The following is a 22653-nucleotide window of genomic DNA, read 5'->3' on the forward strand; positions in this document are numbered from 1 at the left end:
GACGGTGCGCTCGCCGCGGTTTCGGAATCCGGAGCGTTCGTCTGCTCACCACCGGCTTCGCCGGTAACGACGGCGGTACTGCCCGAATCCGAGCCAGTACCGCCACATCCCGCGAAAACGAGAGCAGCGACGAGAACGAGCGAAAGTAGCGTTCGGTTCACTGTCGCTATCAATCGAAAAGAACTATAAAAAGTGTTTGGGTGGTGATTACTCGTTCGATCCCTCAGGAACATCCGGAAGGTCCACCGTCAGGGTGTGGATGTCGGGCTCGAAAGTTTGAGCAGCGCGAGAATGTGCTGTGAGCGCCGTGGCCATCGCCCATATGCATCCACCATCGTTTCCGGAGGTAAAGGCAGCCCTCTGTTGGGATCTTACCCAGGAATCATCACCCGAGAAGAGAGAGAGCGAGGCCTGAGAGGCGCTTAACCAGACCCTCTGTCACCTCTTCGGCATCCACAACATGGAACGCTAGTTCATCGTTTTGTTAGCGAAGTCAGTTGATGGGTCCCGTACTTGCCGGCTGTAACACTACTCGAAACTTGTTTATAAATGAGTTTCCTACGATGTTACACCGTGCTCCGGCGCATCGAACTTGAGGTCCTCTCTACCATTGAGTCCGGCGACACGGTCTCCGAACTCGCAACGAAGCTCGATCACAGTGAGAGCTACCTCTCCCGTGCAATCGCTGATCTTGTCGAGAAGAGGCTCGTCTACACGGAACGTGACGGCCGCCAAAAGCGGGTCGTTCCCTCTGATAGTCGAGCCGTCGAGGTCTATCAGAACCTCGTCCGCCAGCACTCCCACATCGACTTCCCGGAGCTGTTGACCGGCAAGACACTCGAAATGCTGTATTATTTCGATCAGCCGCGAACCGTTTCCGAGATCGCCGACCGGAGCGACAACTACCGCAACACGGTTAACCGAGTCCTCAAACAACTTCGCGACCGTGGTCTCGTCGGTACGGACGACGGCCGCTACAACTTCAATGGCGACTTCGACCACCTACACGAGTTCGCACGCGAGCTGGCCCACCATCTCCACCGACAACGCCTCAAAACGGTCGCCTCGAACGGGACGATTCTCTGGGAAGATTTCGATGAATTTCTCGCCCAGACAGACACAAAGGTTGAAACAGAGCACTTCTATGAAACCGGCCTCGCTCGGTTCGCGGCATTCGACCTCCAGTTTCTGCTGACCCGCCATCGCTACTACCTCTACTCCGAGGATATAGAGGCAGTCTCACCGGCGGAGCTCTGTTGTCACACGTTGCTGATCGACGACGACACCCGCTACCGCTCGTACTGTCTACTCTTGCTCAGTTCCGTCGATGTCAACGAGAGCGAGTTTCGAGAACGAGCAACGAAGTACGGCCTCGAAGACGAAATCGACAGCCTGATCCGATATCTCGAGACACAAGGAGCACTCAGCGACGAGCGCCTCCCCGAGTGGGACGAGTTCCAAGAGTTGGCGGCTGACTACGAGGTGTCACTACCACGATGAGGCCCACATTCGGGCGAGAATATATCGAAAACGAGTTCCAGCGAATCGCGGATGAGCTGTCTGAGCCGCTCACGGTCTACCTGATCGGTGGTGGCGCAATGGCGTTGCGTGATCTCAAGGAAGCGACGAAGGATATCGACTTAGTCGTCACAGATGGCGACGCGTACGGCCAGCTGTGGGCTGTCCTGATGGATCGTGGGTATGCGGAGGTACAATCGCTGGATGCCGATTATCGGGCGCTGGGTGCGACGAGCTGCGTCGAGAACGAGGATGGCTGCCGTCTCGACATCTTCAATCAGCAGGTCGCGAACAAACTCGTGTTGACCAAGGGAATGCGCAACCGAAGTGAGCCGTTCCTCGCGACCGACCGATTGACCGTTCGGCTGGTCAGTAATATGGATATCTTCCTATTCAAACTGATTGCGGGCCGTGACGACGACATCGAGGACATGAACATGCTCGTGCAGGCTGGCCTCGACTATGACGTCGTCCAAGATGAACTCGAAGTCCAGATCAACCGGCTCGGCGACGACCAGTTCGCAACCTTCGCGAACGAAGCCCTGGTCGATCTCGATGAGCGGTACGGGGTGACCACGCCGATCGAGGACCCCATCCGGGAGCTAACAGACCAATATTACCGCGGACTCGAAGTTCTCCAAGCACTCGACGAACCGATGACTATCCACGAACTGGCCACTGATCTTGGATTAGACATCGATGTGGTCCAAGACAGGGTCGCGTATCTTGCCGAATTCGACCGGATATACCAAGATGGTGAAACAGTCAGTCCGATGGATTAGTCTGATCTCTAATCCTACTTAGAGGGAAGGCGGTTATCGGTCTGGGAACTCGTCCCCAGTTGGTTTCGTTATCCACCCGGCACATATGCTCGCTGCTACAATCGTTACTCGTGCTTAGCTCTCCAATCTTGAGTACACTTTCCCAAATCTCGACTCTCGCTCTCATCGGATTTCTCGACTGGTCTAAAGAATATGGCGTCGAGACGGTTCAACAGCTCTCGAAGCGAGCCCTATGAGAGTCGTGGCTCATCTTTCGGTTTTCCTCCTCAAGACGGAGCTTGTTCTGCTGGTCGCTGATTCTTTTAAGTACTTCTGGCGATAAGGTGAAGATACGGGAGAGGATCGGCGAGTTCTGCGCGGGATAGAATTCTGCAGAGACGCATCCTTCAACTCTCAGTATCCAATACGGTCTAAGCCATTACCAGCAGCGGGATCCGGGACCGAAATCACTAACGAGCGCGTCGCCCTCCTCCCGAAGTCTTCCTCTAGGGAGTGTTTGAGGAAAATGGGCCGGCCGGTTTGACCCCCGGCCCATGGTTCGCGTATACTCCTACGCACGGTGTCCCTGTGTTGGCCGCACGTAGTACAGGCAACACGCCTGCATATCTCAATACAGGTTAGGACTCCTTAGTTCTTGTTACCAAATAACACATCACATCCAGCGCTTGGTCCCGTGGAGAGAGGCGTGTTTTACACTGGCATTTCCCCTGTTATCCTGCTCCCTCCTTCCGTATGATCTGATTCTCTACGTGTGCATAGTGACGATCTACAATTCGTCAGGCCGAGGTGTAAACCATAATTCTTGGATACATTGAATGTGGAAAAGTTCTGGAGAAGCCCATGTCAGCGATCTCAATGCACCCCTGCCATGAGTAAATTCAGGGAACTATTAGCTACTGTCAGAGAGTGCCGGAATAGTCATGCACATAAGTGGGTGCTCTCTTCGCAGTGAAAGGCCGTGATGAGGGTGGCCCAACCCCATTGTCTCATGACAGGTCACCGGATGGGAAATGCCTACCACAATTCCATGACTGGCCTACCATCCGGCCGATTGTTCAGTGTATCTCGTATGTAATAATTGTTTTGTCTATTAAGAACAGAGCATGAATGGGAATACTGACGAACAGTGCGGCAACCGAATCCCGTCTACTCGCTTGATGAGGTGTCTGTGTCGATCTCGAACTGGTCGTGTTCGCTCACCTTGTTCAACACGACACTGGTGTTGGACTCGTTGATTCCGGAGTCGTTCAGGAGGCTCTTGATCTGGCCGTTCATATCGTCGGTGTCTCTGAACTTCCCGATCGCGATGATATCGAACCCGCCGGTCACCTCGTAAACCGAGAGTATCTGGTGATGTTCGCGGAGGCTGTCAGTCACATCCGAAAGCGCGGTTCCTTCTACCGTGAGTTGCATGATGGCTGTGACGTCGTATCCGAGTGCATCGTAGTCTACAGTGGGCGAATACCCACGAATCACACCCGTTTCTTCGAGCTCTTGAAGATGATTTGAGACGGTTGTCACCGAGACATCAAGCGTCTCGGCGAGGCTTCGCAAGCTTGTACGTCCGTTGCCCAGCAATTCGTTGATGAGGTCAGTGTCGAGGTTCTCGTACACCATTCCCAAGAGTCTGTCTATAAATAAAGAATATCTTTCGAAAACAATGGAGAGAGGCATGAGGGCGGACAGCCGATCTGTCCTTAGCCGGTTGGTATGCTTGACCGGGGAACTCACGAAATTCGCTGTCTCCGTCTTTCCCAGAGGACCACGCACTGGGCGAACTCAACCGGCTACATCCAATGTATATGCCATAGTACAGACCTTTTTCATTCCCAGTTACAGCGTTCGACAATAACTACCGAACACGAGTCTCCTCAAACAGTGTCTAGTCGAAAATCTCCTCGAACGACGTTCGTCCATTGAGCGCTTGATTCGGTCGGTCGTGGTTGTAGTGATGCTTGAACCACCGCAGCCAGCACCACGCGCTGGGTGAACTCCCCCGCCAGAACGAGCCAAAGCGGTCGATTCGCATTGTTACGGTTTGAAATCACTTTTCGAAATTCTAGATGTGGCGCATCAGATTAGAAAAAACTGCTCTGTTGAATCGAGGGACGGCAGCAGGATAGACCGTCACATCGGTAAGGATGAAGCCGAGGAAGACCGATATGGTGGAAGTGGATCTCCTCGACTTCATGAGAACGTGTAAACGTCTGATCAAACAAGCGTTGGGGACGAGCGCGAGCGAGTCCACCAACGGACTCGCCCGCTGGAAACACGTTCTCATTCACTGTTATCGGCTCGAAGACGACCATAGCTACCGCGAAACAGAAAATCGTCTCCAATGTTTCAGCGAACTGCGCGAAATCCTCGAACTCGATCTCAACGATGTTCCGGACTACTCCACGATCTACAAGTCGTTTGACCGCCTCGAAATGCGGGTTTGGCGGGCGTTGCTCCGCGTTTCTGCGGAGCAACTCCCGCAGTCCGGTCACGTCGCCCTCGACAGCACCTTCTTCGAGTGCGGGCACGCTTCGTCGTACTACCTCAAGCGGTCGGATCGAGACGTAAAGACGCTGAAAGTCACCACAATCACCGATACGGAGTCGCTTGCTGTGCTGGATCTGCAGTGCTCGGTCGAGTGGAAGCACGATACGAAACTCGGGCCGCAGGTCGTTCGGCGAAACGCCGACGACCTGCTGTCAGTCGCCGCTGACAAGGGATTTCACGACTGGATGAGCAAGTTCGAGTTCTATACGCTTGACGTCGATCCACTCGTCCTCGAACGCGGATCATCGACAGAGACGGTTGGCCACAACACGCTAATCCGGGACGCTGGGTACTCTCAGCGGTGGATGTCCGAGACGTCGTATTCGACGACGAAGCGCTCGCTCGGCTCCGCCGTGCGAGCGCAGTTCTGGTATCGTGAATTCCGTGAAATCGTCCTGATGTTCTCTATCTCGAACATCGAACAGCTTTGTGAACCACTGTGATCACCGCGCCGTCCCCGGGTTCAACACGGCAGTTGAAACAACGCGTATGGATGAAGGGCGACGGATACCGCCGTTCGCCGAAGACACGCTCGCGGTGGTGACCGACGCGGCCGGCGGGACCGGCGAAGCCCTCCCGCGAGACGAGGCTCTCGACGTGATCACCGATGTCGAGCGGTTCAACAAAGCCGACGCCGAAGACGCACTCGCCCAGCTCGAAAGCCGCGGGTACATCTACTTGGTTGACGGAGAGGTCCGTATTACGCCGACTGACGAGTGAGCGGCACTTCGCTGGGATACAGCCAGCAAGATCGTCTCAGAAGGGAGAGGCGGGAATTTTCACTTTCAGTCCGCTTGGACAGCATCTATCATCGTCCGATGGATAGCCGAATAGAGGGACGGAACGGGTCCGGACCTCGAAAAGCGTGTCACACGCTCCTTTCCCTTTCATGATACAGACAGTCAGACGAATACTCTCGCGCAGGACAGAGGAGTCGATCGTTGAGTGCCGTGATTGCGGTGCGACCGTCGAGCCAGAGGCTGGTTTCTGTCCACGATGCGGGTCAACCGAGATCGCCTCCTACGAGATCACTTCATGAACTGGAAGGGGGGGTGGGAAGTGGAGCTGCTAATCTCGTCTCGTCCCGTGCCCGTCCACAGCGACGTGGAGTATGGACTGAATCGCGCTCCGGAGCCGTGATTTTCTCCGGAAATACGGTGTGTCGCCAACGGCTATTTAGACATCGACTCTCTGAATTCGAGCATGGCAATCCCGTTCGGCGCGACGTGGGGCACGCTGATCGAGCGGTGTGAGGAACTGCCCGACGAAGCGACGCTCATCACGCCGCTGGCTTCGAAACGGTTCCGGATCACCGACGTACAGGACCAGCGAATCATCATCGAAGACGTCGACTCGGGTGACTCACAGCCCCTGCAACGCGAGCAGTTCGAAGCGCTCGCCGAGCACACTCGTGAGGCAAGCGAGGGCTACGAGCTCGAACGCTTGCCGCCGAAAGCCGAGCCGTACGCGGCAGTGCTTGCACTCCACCCGCGCTACGTACTCGATGAACGCGAGAACACACTGACCGAACTTAACGAGGCCGACGAGAGCGCAGTGCTAGACGATGCCCCGCACTTGTCGATGAGCGCGGGCGCGAACGACGAGCAGGACAGCGAGCGCGAAGAGCCGGACATCGACGTCTATTCGGATATGCTGCTGTTGATCGACGCACTGGAACGCGAGGAGATGAGTGCCCTCAGCGACGTCGAAACGCCCGTGCTGGTCAACCTTTACACCTTGTTATCGGACGTCCAGCGCAACGCCAACGACCTCCGTAAGGACGTGACTGAGGTCCTCTTAGAGCGTGTCGGACACGACCGGCCAGTACACGGTCAGTACGGGTCGGTTCAGCGAACGACCCGGCGGAACCGCTCGCTGAAAGACGACGAGGAAGTGCTCGACGCGTTCGCAGAGACTGGCATTGACCGCGAGCAACTCGTCGGCGTTGACCGCTCGAACGTCGAAGAGGCACTGGATGTGGTTTCAGTCCCCGAATCGGCCGTTTACGACGTGAGCGAAAGCGAGTACGTGCGCAAGGCCGAGGTGGACGACGAGCGTAAAGAGACGCGCTTGCAGGGGTTGAAAGACCGGCTGGCGGTGAGTGACGACCCCGAGGCAGATGTCCTGCGCCAGGAAGTCGAACGGCTGGAACAAGAGATTGAGGAGCTGACTGAATTCTCGCCAGCGAGTTCGTTCGAGACACAGCTAGAGCAAGGCTGAGACGAGAGCACGGAGGTTTGCTGCCCGACAGTTGGTACAGCTTTCGTGAGTGCTGATTTGCCTCGGCAATCGGGTCATGCCATTTTGTAGACTGACAATTAGAAAAAAACTGCGTATGCATGTGCATGGGTTTCTCTATCATATTCATTCATGTTGTATGATAATAATATAATGCAAAAGGTGGATATGGCTTCAATAACTACTGTTACTCTATGACAATTCGTTCGGCCCAAGTGGGAACATCGGTGGGTGAGAATCTTCGGACGATCCTTGCCGAGGAGAGTGGAGTGGTGAGTGCAGTTGGTTTCGACGAGGACACAACACGCGCACTTATCGAGATACTCGCCAACAGCGAGCAACCACCGAACGTACGCTTGCTCGTCAGAGAAGACATGTTGAAATGGCTGCGGGATGATTTCGTGCTGGCGAGCACAGCGGCGGAATTGCTCGCAGCGGAGATGCTGGAACTGCGCGCCGCTGCTGGGCGGCTGGATGGCGAGTTGGTGGTGACAGAGGAGACGGTCGTCTCACTGCTCACACCGGATGACGAACAGAGTGCAGCACTCGTGACCGACGACGAGGAGTTCGTCGCGGCGGCTCGCGAGCACTGGAGTGATCGCTGGGAAGATGGCGAGCAGTTCGACCTGCGAACGCCGGCGTACTCGCGAGTGGTGGACTCACTCGGCGAGGAGTTCAACTCGGAGATGGAGTCGGACTTTCGGACGGCTCTGGAGTCGGTTGAGACTATGGACGGTGAGGACGAATTGGACGAAGTGGGGCTGAGTCTGCTGGTGGCAGCGAAACACGAACAGCTACTGTACGATATTTCGCACTGGGGTGAGGATGTCGGTGTCGCGAGCAAAGCAACGTTCTCACGGACGAAGACTCAGTTCGAAGAACAGGGACTGCTGGAGACGGAGAAGGTGCCGATCGACGTGGGACGGCCGCGTTTGCGTCTGGTGTTGGGCGAGGAGCGGCTCCGCGAGGCGGACGTTGAGGAGTTGGCAAGCGTCGCTCGCGAGCTGCTCGCGGCGGCTCCGGCTTAATCAGAGGACGGACCGAGAAGGTATTCGGAGGGGTGAGGATGGTATATTGTGGTATGTATTTTACGGCCGTGAAGAACTTATTGCTCCCTCGAAATTGTCACATTGTATGTCAACGAGTCTTGCTCAGCGGCTCCGAAGTGCGGTTAGCAGACGAACGATGCTCAGAGTGACCGGTGGAGTAATTGGAACGTCACTGCTGAGCGGAACCGGTCTCGCAGAGCGGGGACGTGATCACCGCGGGCCACGTATTACTGCCCATCGTGGGTTCGCTGGAACGTTTCCACAGAACACCATCGCAGCCTTCGAAGGTGCCTCACAGCTCAAACCCGACCGCATCGAGATCGACATCATGCCCTGTGCCGATGGCGAGATAGTCGTCTTCCACGATGATCGTCTCGACAACCTCACCAACAAAGAAGGAGCGGTCTCACAGACATCTTCTGAAACTGTGCTCCAAGCAGAAATTCTCGAAAGCGGAGAGACGATTCCGACACTCACAGAAACACTCGATGCTGTCCGGCCGAGCATTACGATGAATATCGAGTTCAAGGGTTCGGGTAAACTCTCATGGGAAGAGGTCGCCCGTCGCACCTTCGAAACCACTGACCAGTTCCCGCACGATATCTTTGTCTCATCGTTCGAAACTGACGCCTTGGAAGCAGTCCGAACAGTGTCTCCCGAAGTACCCATCGGGAAGCTTTTTGGAGCTAACAATGAGCAGAACCTCAAGGTCGCTCGCCGACTCGATGCTGAAGCAGTCAATCCATCTCAGGGTACGCTCGACGAAGAATTGGTCGAGACAGCTCACGACGAAGGCCGGGATGTGAACGTCTATACGATTCAAAACTGGGAGCAAGCCGATCGGGTGGTCGACCTAAACGTCGATGGGCTCATTGCGGATTACCCCAGTGTGCTTGAGTTCCCCATTGCACGGTAGTCTTGAGGAACGCTCACGGCGATATAGTCGGCGCGCGACCCGGGTCTTGGATCGTGATTGAAGCGTGGGGATAATCGTGTCCTGGCTACACGCTATTCTTATAGCGATTACGCGAATCGATGTCGCGGGGTCCGTCAGTGAAGGGCAGAAATCGGATTCACAACCCACCCGGGGGACGGCTCCCATCAAAGATCTCGTCCATTGCGTTCGAGAGTACGGAAAACGGCTTGTTGGTGTGGAAGGTCACGTTTTCATACGCCTGCTGGATGTGTTTTTGTTCAGGGTCCGTGTGACTGGCTTTGAGCGACTCCAGTTCTTCGACGAGTCGCTGAAGCTCGTCTTCGTTTTCGATGATTTCGGCGGTGAGCGCGAGGTCTTTGATGGATTTGGCCGCGGCGCGCCGCACACGGCCATCACCGTCGGTGAGTGCATCGAGATACAGCTCGCACAGTCGTTGACGATGGGAGGCTGTTTCGTTGGTGGTGTGGTCGCCCGGTAGTGCGTCGTCGATGAACTCCGAGCCGACCGTTCGGAGTGCCAGTCGAGGATACAGCTCGGCTGCAAAGCGGATCGCGGACTGGCGCTGGTAGCCATCGCCCTCGGCATACAGCTCACGGCAGATTTTGAACCCCTTGTCGAACAGTTTCGCCCGTTCTTCGAGATCCATCTCGTGGACTTCATCGATTGCGCGATTCACCTGGTCGGTGTCGCCGGACCAGAGAGCCTCGGAAAACGCGGTAGGTGTGCGCTCCATACGCGGCCGTTCACGATACAGCCGCGTAACTCCTCGGGATGGACTGAAATGACCGTGGTGCCCGTACTTCTACGGCTGTGATTGAGCACCCTTTGTGCGGGTCGATAGGTAGGTTCGCTCATCCCGACCATCTTCCGTCCAGGGTGAGTACTGGTGGGCCATGACACGTTCCGAGAAAGACGAAGACCGAGAAGAACGCATTGAGATGGAGATCATCGTCGATACCTACAGTCCGGAAGAGCAGGCGATGGGCTGGCACGCCTATCTGGACGACACGCTGGACTTCCCGTTCGAAGCGCGCTGTCTCACCGAGCGCGAAGAATCCCCTCTCAAGGAAGGCGAAACCGTACGCGTGATCGGAATGCCAACGACAGAGCCGACGCCTCGCAAGCAATTCGTGACTATAGAGTGGAAGAATCGGGAGCTTGGCGTGCCACTCAAGCAACTGGAGCCGGTCGACGCCAACAGTACCACCGAACAAGCGATCGCAGACTGGCACTACTGGCTCGACCGCTGACAGTCCTCCGGGTATCCGATGGAATCACTCCGTACCCGCAGAAGTGCAGGCAGATGGCCCGAAACCATCTCTCCTCCAATCAGTATAGCTTATTCGGGTCGCGGTTCTGGCATCTACCAGATGCGGATCGAGTTCGACGGGGGCACGCTCCTGCTTCGAGAGGCTGGTGAGGACGTTCCGTACGCGGAGTGGGACGACCGGGTTGACGACTACCGCGCGCCCGCGTATCGCTACCAGCCTCTGCTCGAATGGGCTGACGCATGGGACGATGAGAACCCTACCTCCGCTACACGGGAGTCAGCCCACCAAGAGACCATCCAGTCGGCGACTGTTGCGGTCGAGGATACGGCTCGGGCCTATCCTGCCCTCGCGCTCGATCCGGCGCTCCAGATCGAACCACGCGAGTACCAACAGGCGGCGCTCGATGCGTGGCGCACTCATGACCGACGCGGCAGCGTCGTCCTTCCAACTGGAAGCGGGAAGACGTTCCTGGGTATCCAAGCCATCGCAGATGCCGGTGTCGCTGCGCTCGTGGTCGCGCCGACGATCGATCTGATGAACCAGTGGCACGCCACCCTCACCAACGCCTTCGGCGATCAACTGCCCCGTCAGAGCGGAGACGAATCCGGACAGGCGGTCGGCGTGCTCGGTGGCGGTACTCACGAGACCAGGTCGATCACGGTGACGACCTATGACAGCGCGTATCGCTACATCGACGAGTATGGCGACCAGTTCGGGCTCCTGATCGCGGACGAAATCCACCATTTGCCAGCCCCGACCTATAGACAGATCCCGGAGATGGCCATCGCGCCATATCGTCTCGGGCTCACCGCCACCTACGAGCGCGCCGACGATGCCCACGAACTCCTCGAAGACACCGGTCTCATCGGCCCAGTCGTCTACGAAGAGGAAGTCGACGAGCTCGCCGGCGAGTATCTCAGCGAGTACGAAACCATCCACATGCAGGTCGAGTTGACCGACGACGAACGCTCCCAGTACGACGAGGAGTACGGCATCTATCGTGAGTATGTCGACACGCACGACTTCGACCTCTGGAAAGCCGAGGGCTATCAGGAGTTCCTCGCGCACACCTCCTACGATTCTGACGGCCGCCGAGCGCTGATCGCCAAGCAGCGCGCCGAGGAACTCGCACGCACCGCGGCGAAGAAACTCGATACGCTGGACACACTCCTTAAACGCCACCACAACGATCGGACGATCATCTTCACCGCGAACAACGATTTCGCCTACGAGATCTCCCAGGAGTTCATCGTCCCCTGTATCACTCATCAGACCAAGACCGACGAGCGTACGGAAATCCTCGAACGGTTTCGGACTGGTGAGTACTCGATCTTAGCGACCTCGCAGGTACTGGACGAGGGGATCGACGTGCCCGCCGCGAACGTCGGGATCATCCTCTCTGGGAGCGCGTCGAAACGCCAGTACGCCCAACGTCTCGGTCGGATCCTGCGTCCGACCGACGAGCGCCAGCCCGCGCGCCTCTACGAGATCATCGCCACGAATACGATGGAGAACTACGTCTCCCAGCGCCGCCGCGAAGGCGTCGAGGCAGAAGCGTGACCGCGACGGTGACCAGCGGAGTGAGACAAGAACCATGCTGACGGCTGATCTCGCGCGCTCACGGACATCGGACGGCGAGGTGACGCCACTGTTCATCGATCCCGATGATGCACGGTATCGGGAGACGGCGAGCGAGTTGATCGAGCTCTTCGAGACGCACGTAGGCGAACCGAAGGCCGACCTCGATACGGCGATCGACCAGCTGACGGTGGCTGATACCGACTACAAGATCATCCAGGGGTTGGCGAAACTCCTGCGCGACGAGTGCGATTTCGAGACGGTAGCGGCTGCCGAGCCGCGCGAGATCCGCCAATGCTTGTTCGAACACGCGAATGATTCGTATCCGATCGTCCGGCAGCCGACGCTCGGCGAAGATACCCAGAAGCTCGACGTCTACATGGCGGTCGCCGACGACCTCGGCATCTCACTTGCAGAGTGTCATCAGGGAATGTACGCGGATCTAGATGCGAACAACCGCCTCGTGCGCTTCGGCGATCAGGTCGCCGAGTCGGTCGAACTGGACACTGACGGGACGACCAGCACGACTCAGTTGACCGGTCAGAGTGAGGAGACGTACAAGGGTGAGGAACTCACCGTCGAGTGGCTTCTAAATCGATACAACCTCGCGCTTGCGCAGGCGGTACTCTACGATGCGACCGAATTGCGGATTCGGGTCTGGGACCATTTTGCGACAATATTCAGCTATGTGAAGCTGTTCGGGCTGATGCACCGAATCTATCCGATCGATGAGCGCGGCGAGCGCGTCTCGAGCACCGATCTCGCGGAGGGGTACGAGGCGATCTTGGACGGCCCGGCCTCGCTGTTCCGGCAGTCGCGCAAGTACGGCATCCGAATGGCGAATTTCCTGCCTGCGTTACCTCACTGCGAGCGGTGGGACCTCACGGCGGAGATTCTCACTGACGAGTCAGCCAACGAGACGCGGAAGTTGACGCTGGATCAGACGACGGGACTCCAAACACACTACAGCGCAGGCAGTCAGTACGACAGCGATCTCGAACGAACGCTCGCCACCAAGTGGGAGCGGGCGAACACGGAATGGGAGTTGGTCCGTGAGGATGACGTGATCGATCTGGGAGCGGAGGTGCTGTTACCGGACTTCGCGCTCGAACATCCAGACGGCCGACGGGCGATTCTGGAGATAGTGGGCTTCTGGACGCCCGAATACCTCGACGAGAAGCTCTCCAAGATTCGTCAGGTCGATGTGGAGAATCTGGTCTTAGCGGTCTCGGAAAATCTCGACTGCACGAGCGAGGACATCGACCTCGGGGCTGACCGAGTGCTCTGGTTCAAGACTGGCATCCACGTTTACGATGTGGTTGATCTTGTCGAGGAGTATGCAGCACAGGCACACTCTGTTGGACCCTGAGTAGAGACGGTCCCAGTACACACTCCCATCAAACCCTGTTTGCGGGCCCTAAGAGGATGTCATAGAACGGTTGGCTGATATTCAGCCAGCACCAGAGAACCCGCTACTGCCGAGACCGAATAGGAGGCTTCTATTGAATCCGCAGAGGGCGAAAGGATTCACGGTTTGACGGCCTGTTCGACGTTGTAGACGGCGGCGGTGAGCGAGATTTCACGGAATTGGCGATACCACGCTCGCGCCCGGATGGCGGAGCCGTACGAGCGCTTGATCACCGATCGAACGCTGGTGGTAGCGTTCGGTCTCGATGCGCGTGTTGTGCGCGTGAACGATGCGAAGACACGGTGTTTGATGAGCGGACAAACGCCTTTGGCTCGGAGAGCCTCGCGGAAGCACATATCGTCGTAGCCTTGTCGGCGGCCAAACTGAGCAGGTCTCCGAGGTTCATGGACGTCTTCGCTACGACCTGCTCGCTTCTCAAGCCACCTCATCTAGACAGTGTGCTGTCAGCGGTACTATAACCTACCCGACAAAACCTATGGTACAGCACTCACCGCACCACAGGACGTAATTGACTGGGCAACACTACCCAGCGTCTGCTTGTCGGGTGACTCATGGTGGCGGAGAGTAATCTTCATCCGAATCAGATGTCGCCTACGGTACCTCAGCCTGAATTATCTAATCCTTCCTCTTGATACTTCTCCCAATCGATATCTTCGTCAATCATCCACCGAAATGCCTGTAATGCCGCAATACCATCGTCTGTGAGACTGAGAACCTTGTTCCTCCCCTGTTTCGCTTCCTGAACCCATCCTCGTTCCTTTAAGGGCTCCACGATGTTTGTATCTAACAAGCGATACTTACCTTTGCTTTCCACATTTTGCCGGATATACGCTAAACTCTCCTTCTCACTGAAATGGATGACTTCACCCTTCGTCGGTGGTCCTTCATACTTGGTCCAGGTATCAATAAATTCGAGCACACTCACCTGCTCCTTATCCGGTGCATCGATCGGGTACTTCGGAAGATTATCCACATCTATGATCGAACTTGGATCATCAGTATAATCCTCCGCCTTCACGTAGTACGTATTTGCTCCCAGCACCATTGACGCGATCATTCCGGCAACCGCTGTTACCTTGCTGCCAGTAGAAATGTTCACATAAACATCATCGTCAGCGTGCGTCGAAATGACTTCAGCGATAGTGCCAAGCGACGAATATAGATCAAAAATATCGCAGTATACCTCCTCATGGCTGATACCGCGCTCATCAAGCGCCTCTATTACACGGTTCCATTTATGCCGCCCCTTACTATCCTCCGCGTCTTCCTCATGACCGATCAAAACAACGCGATCAGCCCGAAAGTGCTCTGCGGGGGTGACAATCCGCTCGTACTCGTATCCAACCGGCATAACATGCACGCGTTCACGAACGTCCCAGTCCATGCTCCCACCTACTAATCGCTGGTACAAAAGTCACGTGGTTGTCGTACTATCGTACTATTATAGTACGGTAGCACCGTGATTGTGCGACAAGTTTAAGTACGGACAAAGCCCTATCGTCGTAAAACGTCGGACTCCCCGCTCCGACCTATGACCGGACACCCGGAAAAGACAAACTCGGCCCGTACCCGCCTGCCAGCGAACCACGGGCCGAAGGCGCAGCCCTCCAACCGTCCCAACTTCGAGCCGCCAAAGGGATCTTGGGAACCCCGCGCGAGCTGGAACGAATTTCGGGCCTATACAGGCCTTAGGAAGGACTAGTGAAATACCTTCCCCTCGCTGACGGTGGTCGAAGACCCGCCATATGAGTTCAACAACAGACTCACCAAACGACACCGATCACACGCCGTGGAACGAGCTAACCACGGCACGACGACGCGTAGCACTGACGACCGCCTACGTCCACGGACCGGCCACGTTCGAGCGTCCGAACCTCTTGGAGCAGACCCAAGAGACAGACGACTTGGACACGGTTATCGACGACGTGGACCGCGTCCTCACCAGCCTCCAGTACACGACACTCCTCAACGAACTCGTGACGGACGGCTACCTCCACCAGGAGAAACAGGGCGGCAAGAACCCAATTCTCCTCGACCTCGACTATGAGGAGGACCGCGACGACTACGAGACGGCCCCTTACGGGTACCTCAGCCGGTTACACTCGGTGGTAGACCAGATTCTCGACCGAGAGGATCTACGTCGAGCGGACCTAGAGGTGGACGACGAGGACGACTTCAACGAGATGCGCGATGCCGTGAACCGCACAGTAGGGCACACGGTGCTCGTGACGGTTGCTGACGCGAGTCAGTACCGGTTCACGGAGACGACCTACGGTCTCGTCCAGTCGAAAACCGAGGCGTAAGCGACAACGAGGACGGTCCTCCGGCCTTCCCTCATTCCTCGTCGGGGACAACGTAGCTACGCGGTCAGCGTAATCTCCAAGATCGCACCTTTCGTCGTCTCTATGCTATCTGCCTCAGGATCAGGACTGTGGTGGTATACCTCCGGAACAGGGCGATGACCCTTTCTATCTGGCTTTTCCGGCATCAGCACATAATACCCGCTTTCATGGTCACGCGCTTGCTGGGAAGTCCGGGCCCGAACCCGGTAATACTCTTCATCATATCCCGGTGGATTCTCTCACATTACCGATTCAACGGTAGTGTCTAGTTGAGAGCCTCCTCAGCTGGCGTTTGTCCATCCAGCGCTTGATTCGGTCGATCGTGGTTGTAGTGGTGCCTGAACCGTCGCAGCCAGCGCCGCGCGCTGGCTGGACTCCCCCGCCAGAACGAGTGAAAGCGGTCGATTCGCATCGCCACGGTCTGGAACCACTTCTCGATGAAATTCCGTTCGCTGTAGTTGAGTCCGGCGCGGAGATCAAGGCGAGCCAAAGCCGTGAGATACCCACCTGCGTCGGTGAGAAACTCGGTATCTGAGACTTCATGCTTCTCGGTGAGACGAGAGAGGAACGCCGCCGCGGGGTCTGTCCCGCGGCGGCTGAACACGTCGACCTCCAAGAGCAGCTTGGAATCCGTGTCGATGGCGGCGTAGAGCCACTTCTTCTCGCCATCTACCTCGATTTGTTTCTCGTCGACGGCGACCCGCGACGGCTTCGCCGTCGGCGGGTCTGCCTGGGCCTCTGAGAGTGCGTGCGTCCAGTTCCAGACCGCTCCGTGTGAGCGATCAACGCCGAGCCAGTCGAATACCGCGACGATCTCCCGCAGCGACAGCCCCATCGAATGGAGACGCACCCCGAACACCCTGACGGGTGTCGGGGTGCGCTCATTCTCCCAAACCTCATCACAATCCACGTTCAACGTCTCTCTGAGCAGGTCGCCGAGTTTCATGGTCAGTGCTCGCTACGACCTGCTCACTTCTCAAGCTACCTCAACTAGACACTGCCGATTCAACCGTCATCTTCCGTCCATCAATCAAATTTTGGTTACTTGTCACTGTGAGCTCGTCACCCGGTCGTAAGCGGTAGAGAAGGCTTTCGATCTGCTCTGCATCACGGTCGATTTCTTCGATAGGCTTCATGATCAACGGTAACAAACTACATTATACTCATCTGTTGGTGCGCTGGCTGACTGCCACTGTATCCCGCAGTTGCGGAGATGCGCCCGGAACGTAGCTGGACTCTGTAGCATCGGCTCTATGATTATCTGGGTGAAATATGTCAGTCTCAAGAGAGAACTCCGACACCGTCACCCTGTCAATAGACACATGGTTGCTGACACCCTGTCAGCGACCCCGTGTAGTTCATTAGAAAGAGAGGATGTCAGTAAGAACCAAGAGAAGCTATTACCGAGCGAGCATGTAAGTTTGCAAGCTCGATATCAGCGTACTCTGGATTGGAGAGCAAAGGACGAGTAAAATTCGAGGGGCTCAGTGAGTTTCCTCGGTGGTTTTGTAGTGATCTAAGAGAATCAGGTCCCAGGGAATCCCCGCACGCTTGGCCATATCCGCGAGCAACCACGGTGCTACCACTCTTCGAAATGCTATCATTCTGTCTCAATAACCGGATTTTCGTGCTGGCACTGCAAGCGTTATTGACCCGACCAGGGTAGAAGCGAGCAACTGGGGTTGTTGGATACGCTGATCTCTCTACGACAGGAAATAGGCACACTGTGGGCTGGCGGAAAAGGGAAGAAACTGGTCGCGATAGCGCTCGGATGGGGCCTCCTGAACGGGACGCGGATGATCTATCCGGTGTTGTTGCCATCGCTGAGTGAGAGCTTCGACCTTACGCTCACCACTGCTGGCTTGTTGGTCACCTTCATCTGGATCACCTACGCGATCGGGCAAGTCCCGGGTGGTGCGCTGGCCGATCGATACGGTGAGCGGACGATACTGACAACGGGGTTGATGATCGTCGCCGGTGCAGTGTCGTTGGTCGTTCTCGCCCCGACGACGTGGAGCTTGTTCGCTGCAACCGGACTGATCGGTGTTGGACTCTCCCTGTATCCCGTTGCCCGGATCACCGTTCTTTCGGACCTCTATCCCGACCGCATCGGCCGTGTGTTGGGGATAACGATGGCAGCAGGCGATACTGGTCAGACAGTCCTTCCGTTGGTCGCTGGCGTTCTCATCGGCCTCACGTGGCAGGCCGGCCTCGTCTTCGTCGTGCCCCTTCTCGTGGTGGTTGCGATCGCCGTCTGGCGAGCGCTCCCATCGACCGTCCCGTCCGACACGGCAGACACGGAGCTGACCTTCCAACGAGCGACGAACGTTCTCCGTGAACTCTACCACCCGACGTTAGTGATCATGGTAGTTATCCTAACGTTATATATCGGCGTTTTGCAGACGTTCTCGGCATTCTATCCCACGTATCTGATCAACGACAAAGGGTTTTCCTCGACGACAGCGAGCGCGCTCTTCAGTCTGTTCTTCGCTTTCGGTATCGTCGCGAAACCGCTTGCCGGGGTTGCGTACGATGTGATCGGGATTCGGCGTTCGCTTCCGGTCATACTCAGCGGAGCGATCGTCGGATTCGCCCTTCTCCCCTTTCTCGATCAGTTCTGGTTACTCGCAGCAGATACAGTTCTCATCAGTTCGATGCTGGGGTCGGGTGCAATCACCCAATCATATCTCTCGGAAACGATTCCACCGGAGATAGAGGGGACGGGGCTAGGAGCTGTCCGATCAAGCGCTTCGTTGCTGGCCTCCATGGGACCGGTGCTCTTCGGCGCTGTAGCCGAGCGCGGATTTTTTAACGAGGGGTATCTCTCGTTAGCACTGCTGATGGCTGTTGTCACGTTGCTCACGTTTCGACTTCCTGCCGAAGCCAATTAGAGGTCTGACTTTTGGAGCTAGTTGTGACTGTTTTCCCCATCTTGAATATCGATCACTTCAAGGATAACGAAAGTACATCCAGCCAATTCGGCGTATCTAGCGAATCAGAGAGCTCCGACGACGACTAAAAGAGTGCCTTCTGGATGCATGCCCGACATCATATTGCCGGACAGAAATGGATACGGTACGAGTGTATCCACAGTGTCCCGATATGGTACGCTAGGGTGGCAAAGTATGCGAGGCAAATCCCCGCAACGGTAGCACCGACCGGCCTTGCCCTGTTCTCGATGTGAACTACATCCCGTGTTCGGAGGGCTCTATTGAATCGCTGTAAGGCAGTAGATTTCACTGTTTGACGGAGCGTTTGATGTTGTAGACGAGGCACATCAGGGCGATCTCCCGAAACTCTCGATACCACTCACGCGCTCGCACGGCGAAGCCGAGCGAGCGCTTCACGGCTGAGTTCACCGTTTCGGTCATTGACCGCTGTGCGTAGAGATCCTCGTCGATTCGAGCGTTGTGAGCGTGGTCGTACGGTGCGAAGATCCGGTGTTTGATTAACAGCCGTATTCTGATTTCACGCAACCGCTTGGGGAGTGCGTTCTTGTCGTAGCCTTTGTCTGCAGCAAGAGTCCGCAGATCGCCCGCGTTCCGGCGGGCGATCTGCTCGCACAGGTCGGCGTCACTTCCCCCAAGCGTGGTCGAGCAGTGCACGTCGAGGACGGCTTGGGATTCTGTATCGACGAGTTTGGTAACTTTGAGTGTCTGAATGCGGTAGTTGGTACGGTGGCAGTAGTGGCGGCTGGCGCGGTCTCGGTCGTAGAACGTGGCGTCGAGGGCGGCGTGTTCGGACGGGTCGTGCAGCTGCGCCGACTGGCGCAGCAGCACTCGACAGAGACTCATCTCGATCCGATCGAGTGCCTTACACAACGTCGACGATGCAGGGAGATCGGCCGCGTTGAGGCCAATCTCCCGAAGTATTTGTGGCATCTCCTTCAGCAGATCGATGGTCATTCGGTAGGTAGTATCGAGGTAAATCCGGAGACAGTGCAGTGAAACGAGGGCGTAGTCGGCGAATCCGCCGCCACCGTTCGGGGCGGCGGATTCGTCTCTATCGCCAGTAACGTTTTGAGCCACCAAACGCATCGCTCGGTGAAGCGAGAGATCTGGGTCATGATCCACACCGATCTCTCGCTTCAGCGCCTTTGATTTAGCGACTGATCCCGCCGCCTAGTGATTCAACAGATCCCAGATGACTCAGCGTGGCCGCCGCGAAATCGAGGCCCGTCGCGAGTGGGAAGAACAATACGTTGCTGCCGAGGCTTGATAGCCACCGCTCACATATCAAGAACGAAACAATGAGCGATGGGAATGGTGTTGTGACGAGTCTCACATCCCGAACTGCGGTTTGAGAGGGATTGCTGACCGCGAGCGTGAAACGTCTATTCTGGAGGACGAGACCAAACGTCGAATGTGTTGTGCTATTTGGTAACAAGAACTAAGGGGCCCTAACCCATAGCGAGACATGCAGGCGTGTTGCCTGTACTACGTGCGGCCAACACGGGGACACCGCGCGTAGGAGTATACACAAACCACGGGCCGGGGGGCAAACCGGCCGGCCCATTTTCTACCCAGACATCTGTTAGTGAATGGCTTCGGAAGCAGGGCAGAGGTTGGGGAGCAAGGCTGAGAAAACACTTTGGAGGTCAGCTCAAGGTGATTGTTCTTTTGTAGGGCTCCACAGTAGTCAAATCGTTCGAGAGGGTTCTAATCTGTCCCAAATCGGATGAGAGATAGACCACTGAGATACGTCAATCACTTGTCTGAGAAGCGTAGTAGGAAAGGCCGCAAGGACGGTCACAAAGCGGGACAGTCGGCGATGCTGATGTGCCCTGTGCTCCCGGTGGCGACGGAAGCAACAACCCACACCATATCAACGAAACCATTGTTCCGGGCTGTCTCGCGTGAAAACCGTACTTCGTCATCATCTTAGCGATAGACCAATGCTCATAGCCACACGTTTATTGTTGACGACATACTCAGCCCAGATACGAAGGCGGTCACAAAGTGAGGTGGTGGGCGTTGCCGATGTGCGCTGGACCCCCAGTAGCGTTGGAGGTAGCAAACGCCGATCACGTGTGTACCCCAACACATCATCGAAAGCATAGTTCCTACCACCTCGCGTGAAATCCGCTCTTCGTCGTAACTTAGAGAGTCGGAGCATCAACCTGCGGAACAATCACTGTTGGGTCGTTCTGGCTGGAGAGAAAAGCCTAGAAAGAGCTCCTTCTGAATAAGAAGTTCAAGTTATTTACCTGGAGACCTCGGACGGGCCTACACATTTTAGATAGAGCAGATATCAAGCCAATACCGCTGATAGTCTACCAAACTATCACACTACTACGCTTGAACTTCGTCGATCTCTTCAATACTAATATGACACACTTATCACTTAGACAAAAGACCGATACAGCTCCGAAGTAAGGTTAGTATATGGTACCTAATCAACCGATTACAGAGATATCCAAGTCGAATCTCCTCAACGAAATTCTCGAGAATGAGTCACACGACCTCCTTTGCACTGGGTTCAATGAAGCTCTCGTTGAGGCACTCATCACCGTACTCGAGGAAAGAGATGACCCACCGACTGTCCATCTCCTTGCGACCACATCCGTATTGAGATGGGTTCGAGACGATTTCGACCTGGCGAGCGGGGCTGCAGACCTTGTTGAGAGTGGAAGGCTCTCATTACGGGCAGGCGAAGGCACATTTGAGAATCAATTGGTCATCATTGAGGAGTCAGTTGTTTCGCTTGTCACCACCGGTGAGAACCCTGTAGCTCTCCCAACTGACCACGAGGAATTCGTTGGTGCAGCAAACGAAAAGTGGAACGACCGTTGGAACCGGGCCGAAGAGTTCTCACTCCGAACCCCAGGACGCTCACGGATTGAAGAGTCCCTAAGGGAAGAATTCGGCTCGGCGGTCGAGACGGATTTCCGAGCGATGCTTGACGCTGTTGGGGGTACTCGTAGCGATGAGAATCTTGACGTGGTAGACATCTGCCTTCTCGTGGCTGCCAAGCACGAACTCCTCCTCTACGATATCTCGAACTGGGGCGAGGAGGTCGGCGTTGCGAGCAAGGCAACCTTCTCGCGAGGGAAGAACACTCTCGAAGAGGGCGGGCTGATCGAGACCGAGAAGGTCCCGATCGACGTTGGTCGGCCGCGTCTCCGACTTCTCTTCGGTAAGGATGAACTGCAGGACGCTGATATGGACGCTCTCCCAAGTGTCGCTCAGCGATTGCTCTCAGAAGCGGCATAGTTCTTCCAGTTGGTTTGACAGAGCCTACTGGCCCTTTCCTAAGTTGCAATGAAAATTCGGGCTGGTTCGAAATGGACTCTTACCTAACGTTCGGACCGAGATCAGGTTCGATTGTTTGGTAAGACGTTAAGCACCAACCGAATCCCGGCAGAGTTGTTGATGGTGAGTAGAACTCGCGAGAAGAATCGGCAACGTGTGGTGAGCGGCAGGCAAGTGCTTGCGTTGTTGCTTCCGATTCTGTTCCTGTAGTACTTACAGCTCCCTCATATGTGTAGGCACATGGTTGCACAGGCGCGCGGAATCTTCATGAAATGGCAGAACGAAGGTTGATGGCATGGCAACAATCACCTGCGATAACTGTGGAGAGGAGACAGAATACGACGATTCGGATTCGACGGACCAAGTCCCTTGTACGCACTGCAATAACATGATCCAAATCAACGACTAGTCTCCGGGTCTATCGGAGCCGCTCTGGGAGTCGTGGATCAACCAATTTTGAACCGTGTGCACACTCTACTCAGTGTAGGTAGTAAACAGAGTAGAAGACGTAGGAGTCGTAGAGTGGCTAAGCCGAGTTGAAGTAACTGGGATGGTTGGAAAGGAGTACCTTTTCGACAGTAGAATAATCGACATAAGTAGGTCAATACTCATTGAGATACTGAACTCTATTTCGACCACGCCATCCGGCTCGCTCAGGCGCTTCGCAGCGACTTCGTGCTGAGTGAGGAACTCGACAAAGCGATTGAGCTCTCT

The 22653-nt window shown here is 56.0% G+C and carries 17 protein-coding genes and 4 pseudogenes; 14 read left to right on the forward strand and 7 right to left on the reverse strand.

The genetic code is table 11. The features are described from left to right. The first annotated feature begins 573 nt into the window (after positions 1-573). Both GT355_RS16075 and GT355_RS16080 read left to right on the forward strand, forming a co-directional pair. On the forward strand, positions 574-1500 hold the full coding sequence (locus GT355_RS16075; RefSeq protein WP_160135566.1) for a MarR family transcriptional regulator: 927 nt from the start codon (positions 574-576) through the stop codon (positions 1498-1500). Further along, positions 1497-2300: a DUF6036 family nucleotidyltransferase gene (locus tag GT355_RS16080; RefSeq protein ID WP_160135567.1), complete on the forward strand. Its 804-nt coding sequence runs from the start codon at positions 1497-1499 to the stop codon at positions 2298-2300. The genes GT355_RS16075 and GT355_RS16080 overlap by 4 nt, the downstream gene beginning before the upstream one ends. 1146 nt (positions 2301-3446) lie before the next feature. Here GT355_RS16080 and lrp read toward each other — a convergent pair. Next, a complete protein-coding gene (gene lrp, locus GT355_RS16085; RefSeq protein WP_160135568.1) occupies positions 3447-3917 on the reverse strand; it encodes an HTH-type transcriptional regulator Lrp in 471 nt (156 codons plus the stop codon). Between the two features lie 265 nt (positions 3918-4182). Further along, positions 4183-4344: pseudogene (locus GT355_RS16090) on the reverse strand (integrase core domain-containing protein); the annotation flags it as partial. 121 nt (positions 4345-4465) lie between these two features. On the opposite strand from GT355_RS16090, the gene GT355_RS16095 reads away from it, so the two are divergent. The 5 genes from GT355_RS16095 (at position 4466) to GT355_RS16115 (ending at position 9047) form a co-directional block, all read left to right on the forward strand. Next, positions 4466-5287: an IS5 family transposase gene (locus GT355_RS16095; protein WP_160135580.1), complete on the forward strand. Its 822-nt coding sequence runs from the start codon at positions 4466-4468 to the stop codon at positions 5285-5287. Further along, positions 5274-5564 carry a hypothetical protein gene (locus GT355_RS16100; protein ID WP_338036197.1) on the forward strand — a complete coding sequence of 97 codons (291 nt, stop codon included), beginning with the start codon at positions 5274-5276 and terminating at the stop codon, positions 5562-5564. The genes GT355_RS16095 and GT355_RS16100 overlap by 14 nt, the downstream gene beginning before the upstream one ends. Positions 5565-6047: 483 nt before the next feature. Further along, complete coding sequence (locus tag GT355_RS16105) at positions 6048-7064, forward strand: DUF7983 family protein (RefSeq protein ID WP_160135569.1); 1017 nt, start codon at positions 6048-6050, stop codon at positions 7062-7064. A gap of 212 nt (positions 7065-7276) precedes the next feature. After that, positions 7277-8110, forward strand: coding sequence for a transcriptional regulator TbsP (gene tbsP / locus GT355_RS16110; RefSeq protein ID WP_160135570.1), 834 nt, complete (start codon positions 7277-7279; stop codon positions 8108-8110). A 106-nt stretch (positions 8111-8216) separates the two neighbouring features. Beyond that, the gene (locus GT355_RS16115) at positions 8217-9047 is read left to right on the forward strand and encodes a glycerophosphodiester phosphodiesterase (RefSeq protein ID WP_160135571.1); all 831 of its coding nucleotides are present in this window, start codon (positions 8217-8219) and stop codon (positions 9045-9047) included. Positions 9048-9204: 157 nt separating this feature from the next. Here GT355_RS16115 and GT355_RS16120 read toward each other — a convergent pair whose 3' ends face one another. Then, complete coding sequence (locus GT355_RS16120; RefSeq protein ID WP_160135572.1) at positions 9205-9801, reverse strand: hypothetical protein; 597 nt, start codon at positions 9799-9801, stop codon at positions 9205-9207. Positions 9802-9961: 160 nt separating this feature from the next. Here GT355_RS16120 and GT355_RS16125 point away from each other — a divergent pair, with 160 nt between their 5' ends. The 3 genes from GT355_RS16125 (at position 9962) to GT355_RS16135 (ending at position 13286) form a co-directional block, all read left to right on the forward strand. Then, a complete protein-coding gene (locus GT355_RS16125) occupies positions 9962-10318 on the forward strand; it encodes a calcium-binding protein (protein WP_160135573.1) in 357 nt (118 codons plus the stop codon). Between the two features lie 120 nt (positions 10319-10438). Further along, positions 10439-11899 carry a DEAD/DEAH box helicase family protein gene (locus tag GT355_RS16130; protein ID WP_160135574.1) on the forward strand — a complete coding sequence of 487 codons (1461 nt, stop codon included), beginning with the start codon at positions 10439-10441 and terminating at the stop codon, positions 11897-11899. 34 nt (positions 11900-11933) lie between these two features. Continuing rightward, positions 11934-13286, forward strand: coding sequence for a DUF790 family protein (locus tag GT355_RS16135; RefSeq protein ID WP_160135575.1), 1353 nt, complete (start codon positions 11934-11936; stop codon positions 13284-13286). 158 nt (positions 13287-13444) lie between these two features. Here GT355_RS16135 and GT355_RS16140 read toward each other — a convergent pair. Continuing rightward, positions 13445-13728 (reverse strand): annotated as a pseudogene (locus tag GT355_RS16140) (IS5/IS1182 family transposase); the annotation flags it as partial. Between the two features lie 219 nt (positions 13729-13947). Then, a complete protein-coding gene (locus GT355_RS16145) occupies positions 13948-14730 on the reverse strand; it encodes an HFX_2341 family transcriptional regulator domain-containing protein (protein ID WP_160135576.1) in 783 nt (260 codons plus the stop codon). Between the two features lie 361 nt (positions 14731-15091). Between GT355_RS16145 and GT355_RS16150 the strand changes: the two genes are divergently transcribed. After that, on the forward strand, positions 15092-15649 hold the full coding sequence (locus tag GT355_RS16150; RefSeq protein WP_192928036.1) for a hypothetical protein: 558 nt from the start codon (positions 15092-15094) through the stop codon (positions 15647-15649). Positions 15650-15953: 304 nt separating this feature from the next. Here GT355_RS16150 and GT355_RS16155 read toward each other — a convergent pair whose 3' ends face one another. After that, positions 15954-16634: an IS6 family transposase gene (locus tag GT355_RS16155; RefSeq protein ID WP_160135577.1), complete on the reverse strand. Its 681-nt coding sequence runs from the start codon at positions 16632-16634 to the stop codon at positions 15954-15956. An 850-nt stretch (positions 16635-17484) separates the two neighbouring features. Here GT355_RS16155 and GT355_RS16160 point away from each other — a divergent pair. Next, positions 17485-18579, forward strand: a complete 1095-nt coding sequence (locus tag GT355_RS16160) for an MFS transporter (RefSeq protein WP_160135583.1) — start codon at positions 17485-17487, stop codon at positions 18577-18579. Between the two features lie 345 nt (positions 18580-18924). Here the strand turns inward: GT355_RS16160 and GT355_RS16165 are convergent. Continuing rightward, positions 18925-19754, reverse strand: a pseudogene (locus GT355_RS16165) (IS5 family transposase). A 65-nt stretch (positions 19755-19819) separates the two neighbouring features. On the opposite strand from GT355_RS16165, the pseudogene GT355_RS18635 reads away from it, so the two are divergent. Next, positions 19820-19906 (forward strand): annotated as a pseudogene (locus GT355_RS18635) (PadR family transcriptional regulator); the annotation flags it as partial. A 1166-nt stretch (positions 19907-21072) separates the two neighbouring features. Then, the gene (gene tbsP / locus GT355_RS16170) at positions 21073-21900 is read left to right on the forward strand and encodes a transcriptional regulator TbsP (protein ID WP_160135578.1); all 828 of its coding nucleotides are present in this window, start codon (positions 21073-21075) and stop codon (positions 21898-21900) included. Positions 21901-22653: the final 753 nt, after the last annotated feature.

It is taken from the genome of Halococcus salsus (genome assembly GCF_009900715.1).
GTDB classification, from domain to species: Archaea; Halobacteriota; Halobacteria; order Halobacteriales; family Halococcaceae; genus Halococcus; species Halococcus salsus.

What these genes read in the sequence shown, in the direction of transcription:
- tbsP (WP_160135578.1), top strand. Translation starts at nt 21,073, where the DNA reads ATGGTACCTAATCAACCGATTACAGAGATATCCAAGTCGAATCTCCTC.
- GT355_RS16115 (WP_160135571.1), top strand. Translation starts at nt 8,217, where the DNA reads ATGTCAACGAGTCTTGCTCAGCGGCTCCGAAGTGCGGTTAGCAGACGA.
- GT355_RS16080 (WP_160135567.1), top strand. Translation starts at nt 1,497, where the DNA reads ATGAGGCCCACATTCGGGCGAGAATATATCGAAAACGAGTTCCAGCGA.
- GT355_RS16105 (WP_160135569.1), top strand. Translation starts at nt 6,048, where the DNA reads ATGGCAATCCCGTTCGGCGCGACGTGGGGCACGCTGATCGAGCGGTGT.
- GT355_RS16125 (WP_160135573.1), top strand. Translation starts at nt 9,962, where the DNA reads ATGACACGTTCCGAGAAAGACGAAGACCGAGAAGAACGCATTGAGATG.
- GT355_RS16135 (WP_160135575.1), top strand. Translation starts at nt 11,934, where the DNA reads ATGCTGACGGCTGATCTCGCGCGCTCACGGACATCGGACGGCGAGGTG.
- GT355_RS16150 (WP_192928036.1), top strand. Translation starts at nt 15,092, where the DNA reads ATGAGTTCAACAACAGACTCACCAAACGACACCGATCACACGCCGTGG.
- GT355_RS16155 (WP_160135577.1), bottom strand. Translation starts at nt 16,634, where the DNA reads ATGAAACTCGGCGACCTGCTCAGAGAGACGTTGAACGTGGATTGTGAT.
- lrp (WP_160135568.1), bottom strand. Translation starts at nt 3,917, where the DNA reads ATGGTGTACGAGAACCTCGACACTGACCTCATCAACGAATTGCTGGGC.
- GT355_RS16130 (WP_160135574.1), top strand. Translation starts at nt 10,439, where the DNA reads ATGCGGATCGAGTTCGACGGGGGCACGCTCCTGCTTCGAGAGGCTGGT.
- tbsP (WP_160135570.1), top strand. Translation starts at nt 7,277, where the DNA reads ATGACAATTCGTTCGGCCCAAGTGGGAACATCGGTGGGTGAGAATCTT.
- GT355_RS16120 (WP_160135572.1), bottom strand. Translation starts at nt 9,801, where the DNA reads ATGGAGCGCACACCTACCGCGTTTTCCGAGGCTCTCTGGTCCGGCGAC.
- GT355_RS16145 (WP_160135576.1), bottom strand. Translation starts at nt 14,730, where the DNA reads ATGGACTGGGACGTTCGTGAACGCGTGCATGTTATGCCGGTTGGATAC.
- GT355_RS16160 (WP_160135583.1), top strand. Translation starts at nt 17,485, where the DNA reads ATGATCTATCCGGTGTTGTTGCCATCGCTGAGTGAGAGCTTCGACCTT.